Consider the following 21464-nt stretch of genomic DNA (forward strand, 5'->3'; position numbering starts at 1 on the left):
ATTTATGGATCTCTGTTCATGATCAATACCTCTCCGCTGTTGAATTACGTTAAAAGTAACCATGACATTCAGGCGATCAATCAATGGCGCACCGATGTTGAAAATCAGCTTCAGGAAGGTTTTGAAAATGGACAGTCAATCCGAGAAATCATTTTGGCCCGATCAAATCTGATTGATGAGGCATTGGAATTCCTCTGGAGGCATGCTGAACTGGATCAGACTGATCTGGGACTATTTGCCGTTGGCGGTTATGGCCGTCGGGAAATGTTACCCTATTCCGATATCGACATCATGATTTTATCAGAAGATGAAATCACTCCAGATCAGGAAAAGTTGATTTCAACCTTTATCTCCTCCCTTTGGGATGTCGGTAATTTTAAACCGGGCATTAGTGTACGTACCATTTCCCACTGTGTGGAACAGGCTACCAGCGATTTAACTGTAGCCACTGCCCTGATTGAGTCACGCTTGATTATTGGCAATCAACATTTAGCCAAATGGCCGCGTCGTATTGTTTCGCAAACCTGGACAGATAAAACCTTTTTTGATGCCAAAATGGATGAGCAGGCACGACGTCATGCCCAGCACAACAATACTGAAAGTAATTTAGAACCAGATATTAAAAATGCACCGGGCGGTATTCGTGATATTAACCAAATTGGCTGGATTGCAAAACGCCATTTTCGGGTCAATCGCATTTATGATCTGGTACATTTAGGTTTTATTTCCGATTTTGAACTAGGGGTATTAGAAGAAGCGGAAAGTTTTTTGTGGGAAATCCGCCATCATTTACACCGCTTAACCAAGCGTGATGAAAACCGTCTGTTGTTCGATTACCAACGCGACATTGCAGCCCTGTTTGGCTACACCCGTGAAGAACATCAGCCACCCAACTATCCAATCGAACAATTCATGAAGCGTTATTATCGTAGCGCGCAGCAAGTCTCAACACTCAATGAAATGCTGCTGGCTTACTTTAATGAATCGGTGATTACGCCACGTTTGCCCAACTATGAACGCAAAATTGAAGAAATTAATGAAAACTTCAAACTGGTGGATGGCAAACTCGCGGTACAGCATCATAAAATTTTCTCAGAACGTCCAAGCGCAATTCTAGAAATTTTCTATTTATTGGCCAATCGCCCTGAAATTGAAGGCATTCGCGCACGTACCTTGCGTCTTCTGATCCTTGCTGCAAAACGTATTGATCAAAACTACAGAGATAATCCTCAACATCAAGCCTTGTTTATGGCGATTATTCGTTCACCGCATCGTCTTTATGACACTTTGGTTGCGATGAAGCGATATAGCGTTTTAGGCAATTATATTCCTGCATTTGGCCAAATTATGGGCCTGATGCAATATGACCTGTTTCATATTTATACCGTAGATGCGCACACCCTATTATTGCTGCGCAATTTAAACCGCTTTAAAGAGCCTGAATTTGCAAAAAATTTCCCTGTGGTCAGTTCAGTGTTCCAGCGTCTGGCACGTCGCGATATTGTTTATTTGGCTGCTCTATTCCATGACATTGCCAAAGGTCGTGGCGGTGATCACAGTGAATTGGGTGCAGAAGATGCAATCAAGTTCTGTCGCAAACATGGCTTTACTGAACGTGAATGCAATCTGGTGGCATGGCTGATTCAAAGCCATTTGCTCATGTCGATGACGGCGCAGAAAAAAGATATTTCCGATCCTGACGTGGTTCAAGCTTTCGCTGAAAAACTTGGTGATATGGAACATCTGGATTATCTGTATACCTTGACGGTGGCAGATATTAACGCGACCAATCCAAAACTTTGGAATACCTGGCGTGCTTCCTTAATGCGTCAGCTTTACACCCATGCCCGTGATGTAATTCGTACCGGTCTGGGGCGTCCTGTCGATTATCAAATGCTGATTGAGGACACCAAATTTGCAGCAAGTGAACTGCTGGTCAATGATTTCTCGCTATACGATGTAGAAACGGTTTGGCAGGAACTTGGCGATGAGTATTTCATTAAAGAATCAGCCGATGAAATTGCCTGGCATACCCGTGCCATCTTGCAACATGGCAACAATACTGAACCTTTGGTGTTAATGCGTGCCCATCGTCAATATGCCCAAGATGCGGTTCAGATCTTTATTTACACGCAAGATCAGCCCAATTTATTTGCCACTACAGTGGCTGTATTTGACCGGATGAATCTTGACGTTCAAGATGCACGAATTATTACGGCATCCACTGCATTTAGCCTGGACACCTATGTAGTGCTTGACCGTTTTGGTACCTTGCTGACCGATCCTGAACGTGAAGAAACCGTGATTGAGGCTTTAGTCAAAGCACTCAGTCAATCGGATAAATATCCAGGTTTAATGCAACGTCGCATTCCACGCCAGTTACGTCATTTTGATATTGAAAATACTGTTGATATCACCATGAATGCTGCGCTACAGCAAAACATGGTGGAAATAGCAACACTTGACCATCCGGGCTTGCTTGCCAAAATAGGCGGTTTATTTATGATGCAAGGTTTGGATATTCACTCTGCTAGAATTGCGACCTTGGGTGAACGCGCAGAAGATATTTTCTTTGTCACTAAAAAAGATGGCATTCCCATGTCCGATTCAGAAGCTCAAACTTTTGCTGCTCAATTAAAATTGGCACTGGATGAAGCCTCGAATCAAGTCTCTGGCCAACATTAACTTAAATTAAGCGGTATCGATTTCATGAACTCAAGTTTGTCACTGTTGCACCCCTATCCTTTTGAAAAGTTAAATAAACTTTTTCAGGATATAAAACCTGCAGATTTACCACTGATTCCATTATCGATTGGTGAACCGAAACATCCTGCGCCAGAGTTTGTAAAACAGGCAATTATTGACAACTTTAAGCATTTATCGACTTATCCAAACAGTAAAGGCCTACCAGAGCTGCGTCAAAGCATTGCCCACTGGCTTACTCGTCGTTTTAAGCTGAATAGCATGAGTGCTGAAAGTAATGTTCTTCCTGTATCTGGTACACGTGAAGCGATCTTCTCTTTTGTTCAAGCTTTGGTGAACCGTGAAGATGCACCTTATGTGGTTATGCCAAATCCTTTTTATCAAATTTATGAAGGTGCAACTTTACTTGCAGGGGCAAAACCGTACTTCATTAACTGTACTGAAGAAAACAATTACCTCGGTGATTTTGATGCCGTTCCTGCAGAAGTCTGGGAAAAAACAGTATTACTGTTTGTCTGCACACCGGGTAACCCAACCGGTGCGGTATTGTCTAAAGAACAGTTCAAGAAATTGATTGAACTTTCAGACAAATACGACTTTGTCATTGCGTCGGATGAATGTTATTCAGAACTCTGGTTTGATCAAGCACCAGTCGGCTTACTTGAAGTCTGTGCTGAAATTGGACGTGACGACTATAAAAACTGTGTCGTGTTTCACTCACTTTCTAAACGCTCAAACTTACCGGGTATGCGTTCAGGTTTTGTAGCGGGTGATGCAGCATTACTTAAACCGTATTTGCAATATCGTACTTATCACGGTGCAGCAATGCCGGTGCAACATCAACTGGCGTCTATTGCCGCTTGGGATGATGAAGCACATGTGGAAGAAAACCGTAAACTGTATCGTGCCAAATTTGAACTATTTCAAAATGAACTCGGTCAGTTATTGCCACTGAAAAAACCGGATGCAGGCTTTTATTACTGGTTAAAAGTCGACAATGATGAAGCTTTTGCAAAAATGTTAATGGAAAAAGCGCATATTAAAGTGCTTCCTGGACGTTATCTGTCTCGTGATACCGAACAAGGCAATCCGGGTGAAAACCATGTACGTCTAGCTTTGGTTGCAGATATTTCGCAGTGTGAACAAGCCATTCAGCGTTTAAAAGCGATTTTATAAACACTCTACTCATTTAAAAAATCTAAACAGCATTTTTTTAGATAAATTTAGGGCGATCAATTGATCGCCCTATTTTACTTTAGTCAGTAATTGCTTTTGACTACTTTGCCAAAGCAGCTTCAACTTCATTTTCTAATTCTTCAGGTTTCGTGGTCGGTGCAAAACGGTTTAACACCTTGCCATCTTTACCAATCAAGAACTTGGTAAAATTCCATTTAATCCCATTGCCTAGAATTCCTTTGCTGTTATTAGTCAAATAACGGAATAAAATGTGCGCTTCTGGGCCTTTCACATCCACCTTTGAAAACATGGGAAATGTTACCCCATAGTTTTTTTGGCAGTAAGCCCCGATTTGTTCATTAGAGCCAGGATCTTGACCGCCAAACTGGTTACAGGGGAATCCCAAAACCTCGAGACCTTGATCTTTGTATTTCTCATACAACTTTTCAAGACCTGCAAACTGGGGGGTAAAACCGCATTTACTTGCAGTATTTACAATCAATAAAACCTTACCTTCATAATCGGCAAATGATTTATTTTTTCCATCTAACAACTCAGCCTCAAACTGATAAATGTTGGTCATGGATATGTTTCCTCGTCATTTTTTTCTTGTGTTTTTAATTCTAATGAAGCTGAATTTACGCAATAGCGTAACCCTGTTGGCTGTGGACCATCTTCAAAAACATGCCCTAAATGTGCGTCACAATGATGACAAACAATTTCAGTTCTCACCATACCATGGGTCGTATCCTGATGTTCTTCAATTGCAGAATTATTTAAGGCTTTATAGAAGCTTGGCCAACCACAACCACTATCATATTTTGTCTCTGAGCTAAATAACGGCTCGCCACAACAACGACAGACATAAGTACCATCTTGTTTTGTGTTCCAGTATTTACCTGTAAATGCAGGCTCTGTTCCCTTTTGACGTGTAATACGGAACTCTTCAGGTGATAACTCTCTTTGCCATTCTCGGTCTGATTTATTGAGTTTTCCCATGGCTACGCACCTTCTTTCTTGCTATTTAAAATAAAATAATCCTATATTTACGTCATTCATATTTAAATTTCTAGTCTTTCGTTAACATTTTACAAAAGACCTATAATTTCTCTAAAAAAGCAAAAAGTAAGCAAATTTTAAAAATAGAGTGAGCAATTCATTTAAGAAATGCTTTTTTGTGAGCAAATTTAGTGTTACTCTTTATCATAAGCTTGCTCAGGATTAAAAAATGTCGCAAAAAAAGAGCGTTATTTTTAAAAATTTGCTTCCTTTGATTAGACAGTATCAACAGGCAGGATTTACGCACGAAAAAATTGTTGCTTTACTTCGAGATGAACACAATCTTGATTTAGTAACAACTGAGACATTTAAAAGTTATTTATATCGTTATGCAAAAGTGACCTCCACTCCTTCCGAGAACATTAAAATGCCGAACACTTTCCAAACCCCTCGCGAAATTAAGAAATCGTCTAAGCTCGAGCATGTATGCTACGACATTCGCGGACCTGTGTTACGAGCGGCCAACGAAATGGAAGAAGCCGGGCATAAGATTATTAAGCTCAATATCGGTAATCCTGCCCCTTTTGGCTTTGAAGCACCACAAGAAATTATTAACGATGTCGCTTTAAACCTTACGAATGCCGTAGGTTATACAGACTCGAAAGGGATTTTTCCTGCGCGTAAAGCAATTTGTCAGTATTACCAGCAAAAAGGCATTTTGAATATGAATGTCAATGATGTGTATCTCGGTAATGGGGTATCCGAACTGATTGTCATGGCAATGCAAGGATTACTGGATGATGGCGATGAAATGCTGGTTCCCATGCCGGATTATCCTTTGTGGACTGCTGCGGTAAACCTGTCAGGTGGTACGGCGATTCATTACAAATGCGATGAAGAGAACTACTGGTATCCTGACATTGCGGATATGGAAAGTAAAATCACCCCCAATACCCGTGGTATTGTGATTATCAATCCGAATAATCCAACAGGCGCAGTTTACCCACGTCATGTACTGGAACAAATTGTTGCACTTGCAAAAAAATATGACCTGATTTTATTTGCAGATGAAATTTACGACAAAATCGTTTATGACGGCATTGAACATGTGGCAGTGGCTGCACTTGCTGGTGATCAACTGTGTGTCTCGTTTAACGGTTTGTCTAAAGCCTATCGTATTGCAGGTTTCCGCTCAGGCTGGATGGCCATTACCGGTGATAAATCACGTGCAATGGACTACATTGAAGGTTTAGACATGTTGGCTTCAATGCGCCTATGTGCCAACCATCAAGCGCAATATGCCATTCAAACAGCACTTGGTGGCTATCAATCCATCAATGACTTGATTCGTCCAGGTGGTCGTTTATATGAACAACGCAATATCGCCTGGGAAATGCTGAATGCAATTCCCGGCGTATCTTGTGTCAAACCAGAAGGTGCAATGTACTGTTTCCCTAAACTGGATCCGGAGATTTATCCAATTCAGGATGATGAAAAATTCATGCTCGACTTTTTGCGTGCTGAAAAAGTGTTACTGGTTCAAGGGACCGGTTTCAACTGGCCGACTCCAGATCATTTCCGTGTAGTGTTCTTGCCGGCTGAAAATGAATTACGTGAAGCGATTACCCGTTTAGGTCGCTTCCTGGCAAAAATGCGTTAATTAAAAATGCTAAAAAACCGCGCTATATAGCGCGGTTTTTTATGTCTGCAATTCATTTTTGATCTTTCAGCGGATTACCATATCGTTTTAAATATTCAATCCCTAATTGCCGAGAACCCTGATTATTAATGTGGTTGGTGTCTTTATTTCGGTATAAAGGCACATTGTTGAGCATAATTTTACAGGTCTGCTGATTACACATCACCTTCGTCGGATCAATAATTTTCAAGTCAGGGTATTTCAGTTTTGCTTCTGCAACAATCCGATTAAATTTCATGAGCTGTGTTTCATAATTGCTTTTAGAAACAGTACATTGGGCCTCTGTGTTTAAAATTTCATTGCGTAGATTACAATCTGCCGGCACTCCATCTTGATCTAACCAAGGGACATCATTGAGCAATATGACCTGATCACTGGACTGATAGGCAATTTCCAGCGCTTTCATGAAACCGTTTTTGAATATTTCTTCATTTGAATGATGAATATCATCTTCAAGTTTTATCTCATGACCAAAATACGGTACATATGAACCCGCTAAAACAATGCTTGGATAATGTGTTTTTGCAAGATGAGCGGTAATGGCCTCATTTCTTAATTTAAATTCACTCAGCTCTTCCCATCGATTAAAATTAGAGTCAAAACGCTGCACACCAGGCAAATAGAAAGTTGAACTTTGAGTAACGTCATAACCGCGTAAATTGGCATCTTTAGCCCATACGTCCAGCATTGCGGTATAAGCATTGGCATGAGAATCACCGATCAATAAAAAATCGATACTAGCTTTCGCTTTGCCCAAAACACAATCATCCTGCTCAGGTAATATTTTCGGATCTTCAATATCCATACATTTATTTCGGATCACATGGGCAAATGAATTGAGTGCTTGTTGCTTGATATAAATAGATTCAGGGAATCGTTCTGGAAAACCTTTATTGATATTGATGGTCTTTGCAACAGCAATAAAACTGAGGGCGGGTACCAGAAAACCGATGATTATCACTTTGTAATTGGCCATCATCACAAAACGTTTGCTTGGTTTTTCAATCAGTTGATAAGTTAAAAATGCCAACAGGATAGACAATAGTACAATCACAGCCTGATTTTCTGTATTTAATGGCCGCATATAAATGCCAAACAATACAATAATAGGCCAGTGCCATAAATACAGAGGATAGGAAATCCTTCCAATCCAAGTACTCAGAGGATTGTTGAGTAACAGGTTAGTTGAAGGTGAACATTGCCCCAAATAGATAATGAAAGCTGTTGCCAAACATGGGATAAGCGCCATTGCTCCCGGAAATGGAGTCTTTTCATTAAAATACGCTGCTGCCGCAAACAATACGATTAAACTGCCCCAAACCAGACTTTGCACTATTTTTTTTGGCAGCTTAAGCTGTGGCAAAAAGCCAATCAATGCACCAATGAGCAACTCAAAGGCACGTACTGGCATACTGAAATAGGCCTTCTCTGCATTTTGCGTCAATTTATGCTGGGCATAAAACAATAAGGCCACGATTAATGTCGTGACTATAGCCCAGCTATATTTACGTGATACCTTTCCAACAAACAGCAATAATAATAAAGGCCAGAAAATATAGAACTGCTCTTCTACCCCAAGCGACCACAAATGCAATAAAGGAATACTTTCAGCACTCTGGCTAAAGTAATCTCCTACTTCATTGCGCATATAGATATTCGCCATCAGCAAAGTTGCGTACATGACACTATCAAAATATTGAGTCAGATCACCTGGTAACATCACCAGCCAAGCAATGATGCTAACCACGCTGAGCACCGTAAAATAAGCAGGTGCTAGACGTACCACGCGCTTCTTGTAAAAGCGTGCGATAGAAAACCGTTTGGACTGAATTTCATGGGTTAAAATGAGGGTAATTAAATAACCTGAAATCACAAAAAAGACATCGACACCAATATATCCTCCAGAAAAGAAAGATAATCCGATATGGTTAAAAATCACCAATAAAACGGCGATAGCCCTTAAGCCATCTATATCAGCGCGATATGAGAAATTCATAATTCTAAAAAGTATAATAAAGTAGCGGCATTGTATGCCTTTATTGAAAAAATTCAATTTTCAAAATAAAGGGCTATCTGCCGCCCAACTCTATAAGAGTTGTCTTAAATATTGCTTAATGGGTCAAACATCGATATTTGTGCAGCGTTTGTAAGGTCTGATCCTATTCATTGTTTAGTACTCATGTTATTTATTATATTGAATTAATACCCAAGAGCTACGAGCACACGGATGTCCCCAAACAATATCAGGCTTAGTCTTTTTTTATGCCTCAGCATGTGTTTAGGAATTGGTATTTTACGTTTTTCCTATACCGCACTTTTACCCAGCACACGTGAAGCATTTGACTGGTCAAGCAGTTTTGCCAGTCTTTTAGGGAGTGCCAATTTACTCGGCTATCTGATGGGCGCTTTTGTAGCCATGCGACTGCCTCAAAACAAAAGCATGACCCTTTACATTCAAATTGCCGCACTTGCGGGAATGTTCAGTTTAATGTGCTGTGCTTTTGCAAATTTCCCTCAAGCTTGGTATATCTTCTGGCGTGTGGTTTCGGGGATCAGCGGTGGCTTGTTAATGATCTTATCCCCTAGTGTGGTTGCACAATGCTGCGACATTCAGGATCGTTTTAAAATTAATTTTATTGGCTTTAGTGGAATTGGTCTCGGGGTTTTAATAGCTACGCTTTTCTTGCCTTATCTGGATCAAATTTCGATACAGACAGCCTGGCTTATTTTATGTGGGTTTGCACTGATTATTTGTGGTTGCTTAAGTCTGCTGCTGCAACAATTTAAGCATTATTTGTCTGCACAAACCGTTCAGAGTGTACCTAAGACTCCACTCAATGCACTCTTTTATAGCTTGATGATTGTGTATGCTTGCAGTGCATTTGCCTATATTCCGCATTCATTATTCTGGATTGACTATCTCAGCCATGAACTGGGGCTGACTCTGTTCTGGATTAATTTTAACTGGATTCTGTATGGCGTAGGCAGTGCTTTGGGGGCTTTTGCCGCTTACTCACTGGCAAGAAAATTTGGCAATTTTACCAGCCTGAAAATTCTGTATAGTCTATATATCCTGGCGATTTTTATTACCACATTAAACACCAGTCAGCTGCTGACTTTTGCTTCCTCCTTCTTTACAGGAATGCTCAATCCGGCCGTGGTGTTTTTGACCTCTTATACGATTTTACAACTCTATGGTCTGGCTTATAAAAAACTATGGAGTATAGCCACGCTGTGTTTTGCATCTGTGCAGCTGATTGGCGGATTAAGTTTTAGTGCCCTGCAACATTTCGGTGTAACTTATCATCAACAGTTTATATTGGCTACTGTGGTTCTATTATTGGGAACTTTACAATTGGCTTGGTATACCCGCTCGGATCAAGGTCAGAAGATGAAAGAAATCTGATTTATTCTGATACTTTTAAGAATCTGGAACCAGATAAGGATAAGGATTGATCACACCTTGCCCATTGAAATAAATACCATAATGTAAATGGGGCGGTGTATTTTTAGCATTACCGGTATTTCCTACATAACCAATCACTTGACCGGCTTCTACCCAGTCTCCTTCTTGAATCTGATCCGCATAATCGTCTAAATGCGCATAATAATGTCGACTTAAATTCGGCCCAGTAATCCAGACCACCTTACCCCCCAAATTATTAGTTCCGACTCGAGTGACAATCCCTTGTGTTGCACTCAGTACAAAAGTGCCTCGCTTGGCAAAAATATCAATGCCTTCATGCTTGCGTCCTTCGCTACGTGCTGCACCCCAAGTATCATTAATCTGACGAGCTTTAATATTTTCAACCGGCATTGCAAGTTGTTCAGGCAAGTCCATTTGTTGTAATTGCATATATAAAACTGGATAACGAATGCCCACTGCTTCGCCAGACGATGGTGGCTGACAACCTGAAAGCAGCATGAATGTCATCATTAAACATATGTAGGAACTCTTTTTGAATATTTTTCGATGCTGATGCATTAATTTCAAGAATTAAAGTGATTTAATCAATTTCATCTTAAGTTTTTAATTCTATTGAATGAAATATGATTTCTGTAAATATAAAAAACCCGCAACAAATGCAGGTTTTTCCCATACAAAGTTCAAGTCTGTGACTTATTCCATGTTGTTGATGACGGCTTGACCAAATTCAGAGCAACGTAATAAAGTCGCGTCAGGCATTAAACGCTCAAAGTCATAAGTCACAGTTTTAGCGGCAATGGCACCAGAAATCCCTTTAATGATCAAGTCAGCAGCTTCAGTCCACCCCATGTCACGCAGCATCATTTCCGCAGAAAGAATGATTGAACCCGGGTTTACTTTGTCCTGGCCAGCATATTTAGGTGCAGTACCGTGAGTCGCCTCATACATTTGAATTGCACCCCCGATGTTTGCACCAGGAGCAATCCCAATACCACCCACTTCCGCTGCAAGTGCATCAGAAATATAGTCACCGTTTAAGTTCAACGTGGCAATAACGGAGTAATCCGAGGGACGCATCAGGATTTGTTGCAAGAACGCATCGGCAATGACGTCTTTAATGATGATGTCTTTACCATTTTTAGGATTCTTGATTTTGACCCATGGACCACCGTCAAGAAGTTCACCACCAAAACGCTCAAGCGCGACTTCGTAACCCCATTCTTTAAATGCACCTTCGGTATACTTCATGATGTTGCCTTTGTGAACTAAAGTCACGCTAGGCTTGTCATTGTCGATTGCAAATTGAATGGCTTTACGAACCAGACGTTGAGTCCCTTCTTTAGAGACTGGCTTAATACCAATACCACAGTTATCTTCGAAACGGATTTTAGTCACGCCCATTTCTTCTTTCAGAAATTTAATGACTTTTTTGGCTTCTGGTGAATCCGCTTTCCATTCAATTCCCGCATAGATATCTTCAGAGTTTTCACGGAAGATCACCATGTCAGTCAGTTCAGGATGATGCACTGGAGAAGGAACACCTTCGAACCAGCGAACTGGACGTACACATACGTAAAGGTCTAATTCTTGACGTAAAGCGACATTGAGAGAACGAATACCACCACCCACAGGAGTGGTTAATGGGCCTTTAATCGAAATAACGAACTCGCGAAGCGCTTCAAACGTTTCTTCCGGCATGTAAGTCCCATAGATTTTATCTGCTTTTTCGCCGCAGTAAACTTCCATCCACTCGATCGAACGTTTGCCAGCGTAGGCTTTTTGAACTGCGGCATCTACTACAGCTTTCATCGCTGGTGTAATATCTACCCCAATTCCATCACCTTCAATGAAAGGAATGATCGGATTATTTGGAACATTCAGTGATAAATCTGCCTTTACGGTAATTTTGCTACCATCCACAGGAACTATGATTTTCTGATAACCCATTGTACAAGTTCTCCCTTTGTAGCAAATGACTTTAAAAATAATTGTCAGACAGCAATACTTTCAACTTTTCTTATCATATCGCATAAATACTTTAATCGAATTTTAGTGTTTTGGAGATTTAGACGGGAAATAACCCCATTTTTCGCTGAAATAAAACTCAACGCTCCGGTCTTGATGATTATCAAATTGGTCATTTTTTATGAAAGTCGTCATTCTTAATATTTCTGCATTCCTTATTCTTTAATGAATTATATTTATCTACTCTATATAAGTTAAAAACACCTAATCATAACTTTAATCTTTTTTAATCAATTTTTATTGAATATAAAAACCGGTATCTTTAAAGTAAAGTAAATTTTACTGATCCTGATATCGCCAGGTTCAGTTAAAATGACTAAATCATTTTTCTATTGAACCCCAGTCAGCATCATACTTATGCGATCTAAAATCCTTTAATATATTATCTATAGATACAAAAAGTTCATTGTTACCACCTGTACATGGTAAGCATATTATTTAATTTAGAGGTTAATAAAAAGTGTACCTAACTCTCTCAACTTAAATAGGCTTTTTAATTCACAATTTTATATTTTTTGTTTTTAAGTTATTGAAGTGAAAACAAGATATTACTGTTACCCTGTTGAATAAGTAGGTTTTATAAAACTGGTCTATTTCCAAATATCCTAGTTAAGTTATATTTTTTAGAAATTTATCTAAATTTCCAAAATTTAATAGGGTTAATAAAATTTTTATAACTGAGTTTTTACTCGTATCATTTCATTTCCACTGATATCATTTCAATAATCTCTTTATTTTATCAAATCTATCAAAATTAATATTTTCCTGCGTTAGACCAGGAAATCTTTAAGTAGCGATTGTTTAATAATTTCATCAAAATTAGGTTTTGACGAATTTTGCTTATTCGTCTTCACGGTTTTATAGCAATAGCTCGCTGCTATACCTGCACTTAATAGGGCCAGCATTTTCATTCTTCACCTCAAATTATTAAAATAAATATATGAATATTAAACTATCATTCAAATTTGTAGCTTTCCAAATCACTTTTGATTATTTTTTGTACTATATGTAAGTCATCATATACGAAATTAAAAAATCAGCTCTTGGATGCCTGAATGTCATTTATCGCAGAATGATTGATTTCAGAAGCCACCATAAACAGTTTGACCGAGGAATGAGGTTATCGCTTAAGGTTACAAACTTTAAAGGAGGTTTCATAAGTCGACATTGTTTACAACATTCGGACTAAATAGTTCATGCCTTGCTGAACTCTACAAAATTAAACATCCTATTCAACTTTTAGAAAAAAATAGGTCTTAGTATTCATAATAGGTCAAGAATAAAGTTGAAGAACACAAAACAGAATCTGATATGATAGCCCCCACATAGTGGGCTTTTCTTTACCGCCTTTTACCCCCACCTCCCAAAACGGGTAACTAAACGGGTAACTCGAAAACCACAACAAAATATATTTAATCTTTTTAGTAGGTTACTGTGAAAATAGTTATTCTTAATAAACCTTATGACGTTCTCTCCCAATTCCGTGCCGACGAGAAACATCAAACCATGGCTGATTTTACTCAAGATCCTGACCTGCGTATTGCTGGTCGTCTTGATTTAGATTCAGAAGGTTTAATGTTCTTGACGGATCATGGGGGTTTGAACCAGTTCATTACCAACCCTGCCAACAAAAAGTTTAAAACTTATGTAGTACAGGTCGATGGTGACATCACTGAAGAAGCCTTAGAGCAACTTCGTAAAGGCGTTGAGCTTAAAGATGGCATCACCCTGCCGGCTCAGGCAAAAAAAATTGACGAGCCTGATTGGTTATGGGAACGGACACCACCTGTACGTTTCCGTGCCAGTGTTCCAACTTCATGGGTAGAAATTCAAATTTGTGAAGGGCGCAATCGTCAAGTTCGTCGTATGACCTCTGCAGTTGGTTTTCCTACTTTACGTTTAATTCGCACTCAAATTGGTAGCATTAGCATTGTAAAACTTGGCTTGCAACCAGGTGAGCAAGTTGAGATCGAGCCTTTACTTTACCCAGACTTTAAAGATGTTCCTGCGGATAAACCGTATGAAGGTCGTTCTTTTGCGAAAAAGACCCCGACCAAAAAACAGCATTTTTCGGTTGCTAAAGATAAAGCTCGTGAAGAAAGAGGCGAAGCGCCATTTAAAGGCAAGAAAAAAGCTGGCGGTGGTACAACGCGTATTTGGCAAATGGACGATGCAGATAAACCTCGTCGTAAAACCAATGGTACGACACGCCCAAATACCAAAACCCCTCGTGGTCGTGGACGTAATGGTCGTTAAGATTTAGTTTAAACAAGTTCCTTTTTTGGGAAAGTTTGTATCGTAAGCTTACGAACAAAAAAAGCCGGTGCATATGCACCGGCTTTTTTTGTATCGCCGACAAAGTCGGCTTTGCATTACATTCATTAAGCTGTAACAGCTGCAAGCACTGTATTCAACGTCACACTTGGACGCATCACAGCATTTACTTTCGCTTGATCAACAGCGTAGTAACCGCCGATGTCTGCTGGTTTGCCTTGAACTTCAGCAAGTTCAGCAATAATCTTGTCTTCGTTTTCAGCCAATGCTTTTGCAAGCGGAGCAAACTTCGCTTTCAATTCAGCATTTTCGTCTTGCGCAGCAAGTTCTTCAGCCCAGTATTTCGCCAGGTAGAAGTGACTGCCACGGTTGTCGAGCTCGCCAGTACGACGTGAAGGTGATTTATCATTGTCGAGCAATTTGCCAGTCGCTTGGTCTAAAGTTTTAGCCAGTAACTTCGCAGCAGCATTGTCTTCTTTGATGCCCATCTCTTCTAGAGAAACAGCAAGTGCCATGAACTCACCGAGTGAATCCCAACGTAAATGGTTTTCTTCAACCAACTGTTGTACGTGTTTAGGAGCAGAACCGCCTGCACCCGTTTCGTACATACCACCACCCGCCATTAACGGCACGATAGAAAGCATTTTCGCAGACGTACCCAATTCCATGATCGGGAATAAGTCAGTCAGGTAGTCACGTAAGATGTTACCCGTTACAGAGATTGTATCTAGGCCACGAGCAACACGTTCAAGCGTATAACGCATTGCACGTACTTGTGACATGATTTGGATATCAAGACCAGTCGTGTCGTGATCTTTCAAGTATTTCTCAACTTTCTTGATCAATTCATTTTCGTGTGGACGGTACGGGTCAAGCCAGAAGATCGCAGGCATGCCAGAGTTACGCGCACGATTTACCGCAAGTTTCACCCAGTCACGAATCGGTGCGTCTTTCACCTGACACATACGCCAGATATCGCCTTCCTCAACGTTTTGAGTCATCAACACTTCACCAGTTTCAAGATCGGTGATGTTGGCAATACCCGCTTCAGGAATTTCGAAAGTTTTGTCGTGTGAACCGTATTCTTCCGCTTTTTGCGCCATCAAACCAACGTTAGGTACAGTACCCATTGTTTTTGGATCGAAGTTGCCATTCCACTTACAGAAATTGATCATTTCTTGGTAGATACGTGCGAAAGTCGATTCAGGCATTACAGCTTTACAGTCATAAGGTTTGCCGTCAGCGCCCCACATTTTACCGCCACCACGGATCATTGCAGGCATAGAAGCATCTACAATTACGTCGTTTGGTGAATGGAAGTTAGTGATGCCTTTTGCTGAATCAACCATTGCAAGTGCTGGACGGTGTTCTTGACACGCATGCAAGTCACGGATGATTTCTTCACGCTGAGATGCAGGTAAAGTTTCAAGTTTCTCGTAGAGACCCGCCATACCGTTATTGATGTTAATGCCTAGCTCGTCAAATAACTTGCCATGCTTCTCAAACGCTTCTTTATAGTAAATTTTCACACAGTGACCAAATACGATCGGGTGCGAAACTTTCATCATGGTTGCTTTAACGTGTAAAGAGAACAAAATGCCTGCTTCACGACAATCTTCAAGTTCTTTCTCGTAGAAGTCACAAAGTGCTTTTTTGCTCATAAACATTGAGTCAATAATTTCGCCATCTTTCAACGCAACTTTTGGCTTAAGAACGATGGTTTCACCGCTCTTGGTGATAAGTTCCATTTTTACGTTACGAGCGCGGTCAAGGGTCATTGACTTTTCGCCGTGATAGAAGTCGCCTTCGCTCATGTGTGAAACGTGGGTTTGTGACCACTGTTTCCACTCGCTCATTGAATGCGGGTGTTTTTTCACATAATTTTTTACAGCAGCAGGCGCACGACGGTCAGAGTTACCTTCACGTAATACAGGGTTTACAGCAGAGCCTAAGCATTTGCCATAACGAACCTTGATTGACTTTTCTTCTTCAGTCGTTGGATTTTCCGGATAATCAGGGATCGCGTAGCCTTTAGATTGAAGCTCTTTGATGCACGCTGTTAGCTGGCCAACAGAGGCACTGATATTCGGTAATTTAATAATGTTAGTGTCTGGATCTTGAGTAAGACGACCTAGCTCCGCGAGGGTATCGGGAACTTTCTGCTCTTCATTTAGGCAGTCTGCAAATTCTGCGAGCACACGAACCGCTACAGAGATGTCACTTTTGACAATCTCGACACCGGCCGGCTTAGTAAAGGTCTCAATGATCGGCAGTAGCGAATAAGTCGCCAACAATGGCGCCTCGTCAGTCAGTGTGTAAATGATTGTTGACTTTCCACCAGCCATATATAGCCCCTTGCGTTGGATTGAGTTTTTGAGGATCGAGCTTTTGACCCGACCCTGCGAACCGATTTGCTTAAATAAAACATCGAAAGTATCGGTGCTCATTGCACCTCAGCTAAACAACAATATCTTTTCATCTTGCTGTCTGGCTGAAAATTCGTATACATCGGTGTTGTTCACCAATCCTTATATTCTACTTGAAATTTCGTCTCTTTTCGAATATAGGTACTTGTAGTCGTTATCTACAGCTACATCTGCACACCTAACTGCATGAGTAATGAATCAAGGCTTGGATAATATATAATATATATTTATCAATAATTTAAATCAAAAAAACTCACAATATTGATTAAAATCCAAACTAATTGATTTACTGTTTTACAACCCAATTTATTAAAACATGTTGGGTATCATGCAAATAAATTATCTATTAAGGAATACGTTGCAGTTTTCTCCTGATCAGCCGAAAAAAATTGTCGCAATGAGGTATGCACTCCTCACTTAAGTTTTACTAAACTTTAAAGGCTTTCGAGCGGTAATTTTCAACAGGATATTGTGGGAGAGTCCAAGATATAAAGGTTGTACTTGAAGCTCAGCAAGGTGATAAATGGTTAAGTAAATGAAAGTGTGAACAATGATAAATAAAGTATTTTCCTAAAGTACCTGTAGTTTTTTGATTGATGCTAATTTAGAGCAATACCATATTCCGCTACTTTTAAGTCCTTATGGATATTCAATTTACTAGAGATAATTGATACATAAAAATATTAATCATTGATCTAAATAAACTTTTAATGCATTTTGTAGAAATCTAAAAAATAATTAGTCCCAAATGCTATCAAAATTATTTCAAAGTTTTTTGAGATTACTACTCTCGACTCATATTACTATTTTGTTAATCAGTGCTTTCTTAGGCATCAATATTTTATATTTTTGGTACGGTGGATGGTTACTTACCAGAACTGACAATTATGATCATCTTAATTTTTTAATCTCTATATTGAGTTCTGCAGCAACAATTTTTGCAGCAGTAACTGCAGCAATATTAGTTTTAAATTGGAAACATCAACATAACCTTTCTTTAACTTCCAAGTTGGTTACAGAAATTTGGGATCTTCACAGCCAATTTACCTCAGAAATATATAAACTGACATATCAATTTTCGATTTATACAAAGGAGTTTGAATATAAATCGGTATATTCTGAACTTATTCAGATTGCTGTTCCTTTACGCTCAAAGTCTCAACAACTACAAGTTTTATTAGAAAGGCAAATTGATAGTAAAAGCTGGGAACTACTTCAAAATCATATAAACTATCTTGAAGGGTTTTATCCCTGGTCGGCTATAGATTTTTTTGAATACAGAGATAATCGAGCAGAATTTATGGAAGAATTTAAATATACTAATTCATCTATATTAAATATTTGTAGAAAATATATTTCTATTGAATAAGCAAAACCGATGCCTAAGTATCGGTTTTACATGACTTTAATAAAACTAGCAAATTAAGCTTTAAGCCACTTCTCTGCTTTCGCCTGATCTTCAACTTTCAAGTCAACTGTGGTCAAATCAATTGCACCACCTTCGACTTCAAACTGAATAAATTCATCACGGCGGAATGCATACACAGCGAAAGTGCCTTCTTGTTTCGAATATTTCTCAACAAGTTTTTCAGACGCTTTTAAACCATCAATCGCAACAATCACATCATTAGCAGAAAGACCGGCTTTAGCCGCTGCACTATCACGGCGAATCTGTTGAATCACCACACCTTCAGGTTTGTCTGCAACTTTGAGTCCGAATGGCAAAGCTTTTTCATTTTTCAATTCAAAGCTTAGACCAAATTCGGGCAGCAACTGATCCAGTGGCAATTCGTCTGTGGTATTGATCAAATGATTAATTTGCTCAAGCCAGCTATGACCCGTCAACTCATGACACAAATCAAAGATGGTACGCTCATTTACTTGAAGGCCCTTCTGCGCATTTTCATACAGCTTACGCATGAGTGCATCAAGGCTTGAACCTTTCAGTCGAAGGCCTAAATCCAGACACAGTGCAACCAGACAACCTTTGTTGTAATAGCTGGTGCCTGCATTATTCGAGTTTTCATCCTGACGGTAGAATTTTACCCATGCATCAAAACTAGATTCTGCCACGGTTTGAATCGCATGACCTGGATTTTGCAAGTAACGATCTATCTGTGCTTTTAATAAAGCAATATACGATTCCTGATTGATGACACCACTGCGCAGCAAAATCAGATCATCATAATAAGAAGTAAAGCCTTCAAAGATCCAAAGCAGTGAGGTATAGCCCTCTCTATTCAAATCGTAATTAACAAAATTTTCTGGGCGAATAAATTTCACCAGCCAAGAATGGAAATATTCATGACTACATAAACCCAAGAAACGTTGATAATCTTTTGAAGGCTCAACAGGCTCATCCATTTTTGGCAGGTCATCACGTGGTGTAATCAGGCTAGTGCTATTCGGGTGTTCTAAACCGCCATAGCTATTGCCTGTTGCCATCGTCATAAAGGTATAATTTTCAAATGGCGCCGAACCAAACATTGAAATTTCCGTGCTACAGATTTTTTCAATATCTTGCTGCATACGTTCGGCATTCATGCTGTGTTTGCCTGAAACCACGAACTCATGCGGAATACCATTGGCTTCAAAGCTGAAACGGGTTTGCTCTGCCAGTTCAAATGGCGAGTCAATCAGCTGCGCATAGTTTTTGGCTTTTAAGGTATGACGGCCTTTAACCAAGCTCTTATTTTCCAATCCTGTAGCCAATTGGAAGTGTTTCAGTTCTTCCGGAAGGAATACTTCAACTTCAATGGCTTTATCTTCCTGACCTTCCAGTCCCAAGCATGCACAAGCCGGATTCACATATAAACGTGTTTGATCGACATATGCACCACGTACAGACAGATCATAGGCATATACATCATATTCAACTGTAATCAGTTCATGATCGGTATTAAATAAACGCCATTTATTCTTTTCGAATTTCTGGATTTGCAGAATTCGGCCATCTTCATCGTAGGCTTTAACTGACTCAAGATGCTTGGAAAACTCGCGAATCAGATAACTTCCCGGAATCCAGGTTGGGAGTGATAATACTTGAGTAGGATCTGCTAAAAAACGAAGAGTCACGTGAATTAAATGCTGACGATAATCGTCAAATTCGATTTGATAATGCAACATAATGGGCAATACAAAATAAAAAACTGAACTTAGGGCTAGCTTAGCATTTTTTTGTAAAACAATGCTGAACTGTCGCAATTGTCTACAATTCTGACTAGCCATTATTAAGAAAAAAGCATAGCATGCCCAAGGTTTTTTGCATTTTTAAAGTCAATGGATTGGCAACTAAAGGAACATCATTGAAAGCTGTTATCTACCTTCTCGCATCACTCAGTTTGTTGTGCTCCACAATAGTCAATGCCGCATTACTGAACCTCGTTCCGGAAAGCGTCGAAGCACCCGCGTGGACCATTCTTGATACCCAATCTGGACAAGTGATTGCTGAGCACAATAGCCATGAGCAACGTGCGCCAGCCTCCATGACCAAAATGATGGTTGCTTATATTGCGCTCAAAGAAATTGAAGCAGGTCATTTAAAAAAGGATGAAATCATCACTGCAACACCAGTAGTCAAAATGGTGCAGTGGGATGAATCACAAATGTACCTGAAAGAAGGTGAACAGATTTCCGTTGATCAATTGCTGGCAGGTTTGATCGTAATGTCAGCCAATGATGCGGCCGTAACTTTAGCTGAACGCATTTCAGGCACAGTACCTGCTTTCATTGAGCGTATGAATCTTGAAGCCAAAGCCTTGGGAATGAACGATACGCATTTTGCTAATGCGCCCGGTATAACCATGCCGGATCATTTTTCCTCAGCATACGATATGGCACTATTGGGTCAGGCACTTACAGCAGAGACACCTGAATACTTGCATTATTCAGTGATGCCGAGTTTCAGTTATAACCAGCGTTTTCATCGTGCAACCAACTTGGCACTCAAATTTGACCCAAGTGTTGATGGTTTAAAAACAGGTTTTACCAAAGCCGCAGGTTATAACCTGGCACTTACTGCACACCGTCCTACTGGTAATCCTGAATTGCCTGAACGTCGTCTGGTTGTGGTGGTTATGGGTACAAAAAATGCTTTAAAACGTGCTGAAATTGCCCATACCCTGCTGAACATGGCTTATACCTATACGCGTAATGAAGTGGCGATTAAAGACAAGCAGCTGATTGCTGAATTACCGGTGATTAAGTCCACTTTAAAAATGTTTAAACTGGAAACCAGCAAACCGCAAATTATTACCACGTCTTTATATGACCAGCCTTATGCGATTGATCTGCAAACCTATGACACCGTGAATCAGCGCATTATGTTGAATACAGGTAATGGAACAATTCAGGCAATCGACCCATTACAAGAAACCAAAACTCACTTAAATGTCGAAATTAAAGAAAAACTCCTGACCGCTCCAATAGCTAAAGTGATGGAATTGGCAACCGTACAGGTTTACCAAAACAACCAGTTGATTCGCACCATTGCCATTGAAAATGATGTACAAATTGAAGAAGCCAATTTCTTCCAGAAAATTGCCATTTGGTTTAAACAGCTTTTCACTTTCTTCTCTAGTGATGAAGTGGAAGTTAAAACGTATCCTCTAGGCTAATTGCGTGACATTTCTTTAAATTATGTAAGCTGTATAACAATCTAAACAAAAGCAATGAATTGAAGATGGCATATTGATGCCGTCTTCTTTTTTTTGTCTTGAAAATAATAAATAGGTTA

At 39.8% G+C, this 21464-nt stretch carries 15 protein-coding genes and 1 pseudogene; 8 read left to right on the plus strand and 8 right to left on the minus strand.

Annotation, left to right across the window (positions count from 1 at the left end; translation table 11 throughout):
* The first annotated feature begins 18 nt into the window (after positions 1-18).
* Complete coding sequence (gene glnD, locus E0H89_RS00100) at positions 19-2685, plus strand: [protein-PII] uridylyltransferase (RefSeq protein WP_131213464.1); 2667 nt, start codon at positions 19-21, stop codon at positions 2683-2685.
* Positions 2686-2709: 24 nt separating this feature from the next.
* The gene (gene dapC / locus E0H89_RS00105) at positions 2710-3879 is read left to right on the plus strand and encodes a succinyldiaminopimelate transaminase (RefSeq protein ID WP_131213466.1); all 1170 of its coding nucleotides are present in this window, start codon (positions 2710-2712) and stop codon (positions 3877-3879) included.
* A 100-nt stretch (positions 3880-3979) separates the two neighbouring features.
* On the opposite strand, the gene E0H89_RS00110 is transcribed toward dapC, so the two are convergent.
* Entirely contained in the window at positions 3980-4462 is a 483-nt protein-coding gene (locus tag E0H89_RS00110) for a glutathione peroxidase (RefSeq protein WP_131213468.1), read from the minus strand.
* Positions 4459-4878, minus strand: a complete 420-nt coding sequence (msrB, locus tag E0H89_RS00115; RefSeq protein WP_067724171.1) for a peptide-methionine (R)-S-oxide reductase MsrB — start codon at positions 4876-4878, stop codon at positions 4459-4461. Before msrB ends, E0H89_RS00110 begins: the two co-directional genes overlap by 4 nt.
* A gap of 229 nt (positions 4879-5107) precedes the next feature.
* Between msrB and E0H89_RS00120 the strand changes: the two genes are divergently transcribed.
* Complete coding sequence (locus tag E0H89_RS00120; protein WP_131213470.1) at positions 5108-6538, plus strand: pyridoxal phosphate-dependent aminotransferase; 1431 nt, start codon at positions 5108-5110, stop codon at positions 6536-6538.
* 52 nt (positions 6539-6590) lie between these two features.
* Here the strand turns inward: E0H89_RS00120 and E0H89_RS00125 are convergent, their stop codons facing one another.
* Positions 6591-8573 carry an acyltransferase family protein gene (locus tag E0H89_RS00125; protein WP_131213472.1) on the minus strand — a complete coding sequence of 661 codons (1983 nt, stop codon included), beginning with the start codon at positions 8571-8573 and terminating at the stop codon, positions 6591-6593.
* 231 nt (positions 8574-8804) lie between these two features.
* On the opposite strand from E0H89_RS00125, the gene E0H89_RS00130 reads away from it, so the two are divergent.
* Positions 8805-9983: a YbfB/YjiJ family MFS transporter gene (locus tag E0H89_RS00130; protein ID WP_131213474.1), complete on the plus strand. Its 1179-nt coding sequence runs from the start codon at positions 8805-8807 to the stop codon at positions 9981-9983.
* 15 nt (positions 9984-9998) lie between these two features.
* Here the strand turns inward: E0H89_RS00130 and E0H89_RS00135 are convergent, their stop codons facing one another.
* The 3 genes from E0H89_RS00135 to E0H89_RS16595 form a co-directional block, all read right to left on the minus strand.
* Entirely contained in the window at positions 9999-10514 is a 516-nt protein-coding gene (locus E0H89_RS00135) for a M23 family metallopeptidase (protein ID WP_250697795.1), read from the minus strand.
* A 183-nt stretch (positions 10515-10697) separates the two neighbouring features.
* Positions 10698-11951 carry an NADP-dependent isocitrate dehydrogenase gene (gene icd, locus E0H89_RS00140; RefSeq protein ID WP_131213478.1) on the minus strand — a complete coding sequence of 418 codons (1254 nt, stop codon included), beginning with the start codon at positions 11949-11951 and terminating at the stop codon, positions 10698-10700.
* Between the two features lie 848 nt (positions 11952-12799).
* Positions 12800-12940: a hypothetical protein gene (locus E0H89_RS16595; RefSeq protein ID WP_250697796.1), complete on the minus strand. Its 141-nt coding sequence runs from the start codon at positions 12938-12940 to the stop codon at positions 12800-12802.
* Positions 12941-13463: 523 nt separating this feature from the next.
* Between E0H89_RS16595 and E0H89_RS00145 the strand changes: the two genes are divergently transcribed.
* Positions 13464-14285, plus strand: coding sequence for an rRNA large subunit pseudouridine synthase E (locus E0H89_RS00145; RefSeq protein WP_131213480.1), 822 nt, complete (start codon positions 13464-13466; stop codon positions 14283-14285).
* Between the two features lie 125 nt (positions 14286-14410).
* Here the strand turns inward: E0H89_RS00145 and E0H89_RS00150 are convergent, their stop codons facing one another.
* Positions 14411-16648, minus strand: a complete 2238-nt coding sequence (locus tag E0H89_RS00150; protein WP_131213997.1) for an NADP-dependent isocitrate dehydrogenase — start codon at positions 16646-16648, stop codon at positions 14411-14413.
* A 644-nt stretch (positions 16649-17292) separates the two neighbouring features.
* On the opposite strand from E0H89_RS00150, the pseudogene E0H89_RS00155 reads away from it, so the two are divergent.
* Together E0H89_RS00155 and E0H89_RS00160 are read left to right on the plus strand one after the other, a co-directional pair.
* Positions 17293-17390 (plus strand): annotated as a pseudogene (locus E0H89_RS00155) (hydroxyisourate hydrolase); the annotation flags it as partial.
* Positions 17391-17645: 255 nt separating this feature from the next.
* Positions 17646-18098: a hypothetical protein gene (locus E0H89_RS00160; RefSeq protein ID WP_250697797.1), complete on the plus strand. Its 453-nt coding sequence runs from the start codon at positions 17646-17648 to the stop codon at positions 18096-18098.
* Positions 18099-18151: 53 nt separating this feature from the next.
* Here E0H89_RS00160 and E0H89_RS00165 read toward each other — a convergent pair whose 3' ends face one another.
* Positions 18152-19855, minus strand: coding sequence for a M61 family metallopeptidase (locus E0H89_RS00165; protein WP_131213484.1), 1704 nt, complete (start codon positions 19853-19855; stop codon positions 18152-18154).
* A 179-nt stretch (positions 19856-20034) separates the two neighbouring features.
* Here E0H89_RS00165 and E0H89_RS00170 point away from each other — a divergent pair, with 179 nt between their 5' ends.
* Positions 20035-21345 (plus strand): D-alanyl-D-alanine carboxypeptidase PBP6B, encoded by a 1311-nt coding sequence (locus tag E0H89_RS00170; protein WP_250697798.1) that lies wholly within the window; start codon positions 20035-20037, stop codon positions 21343-21345.
* Positions 21346-21464: the final 119 nt, after the last annotated feature.

The organism is Acinetobacter sp. ANC 3781 (assembly GCF_004331285.1).
Classification (GTDB): domain Bacteria; phylum Pseudomonadota; class Gammaproteobacteria; order Pseudomonadales; family Moraxellaceae; genus Acinetobacter.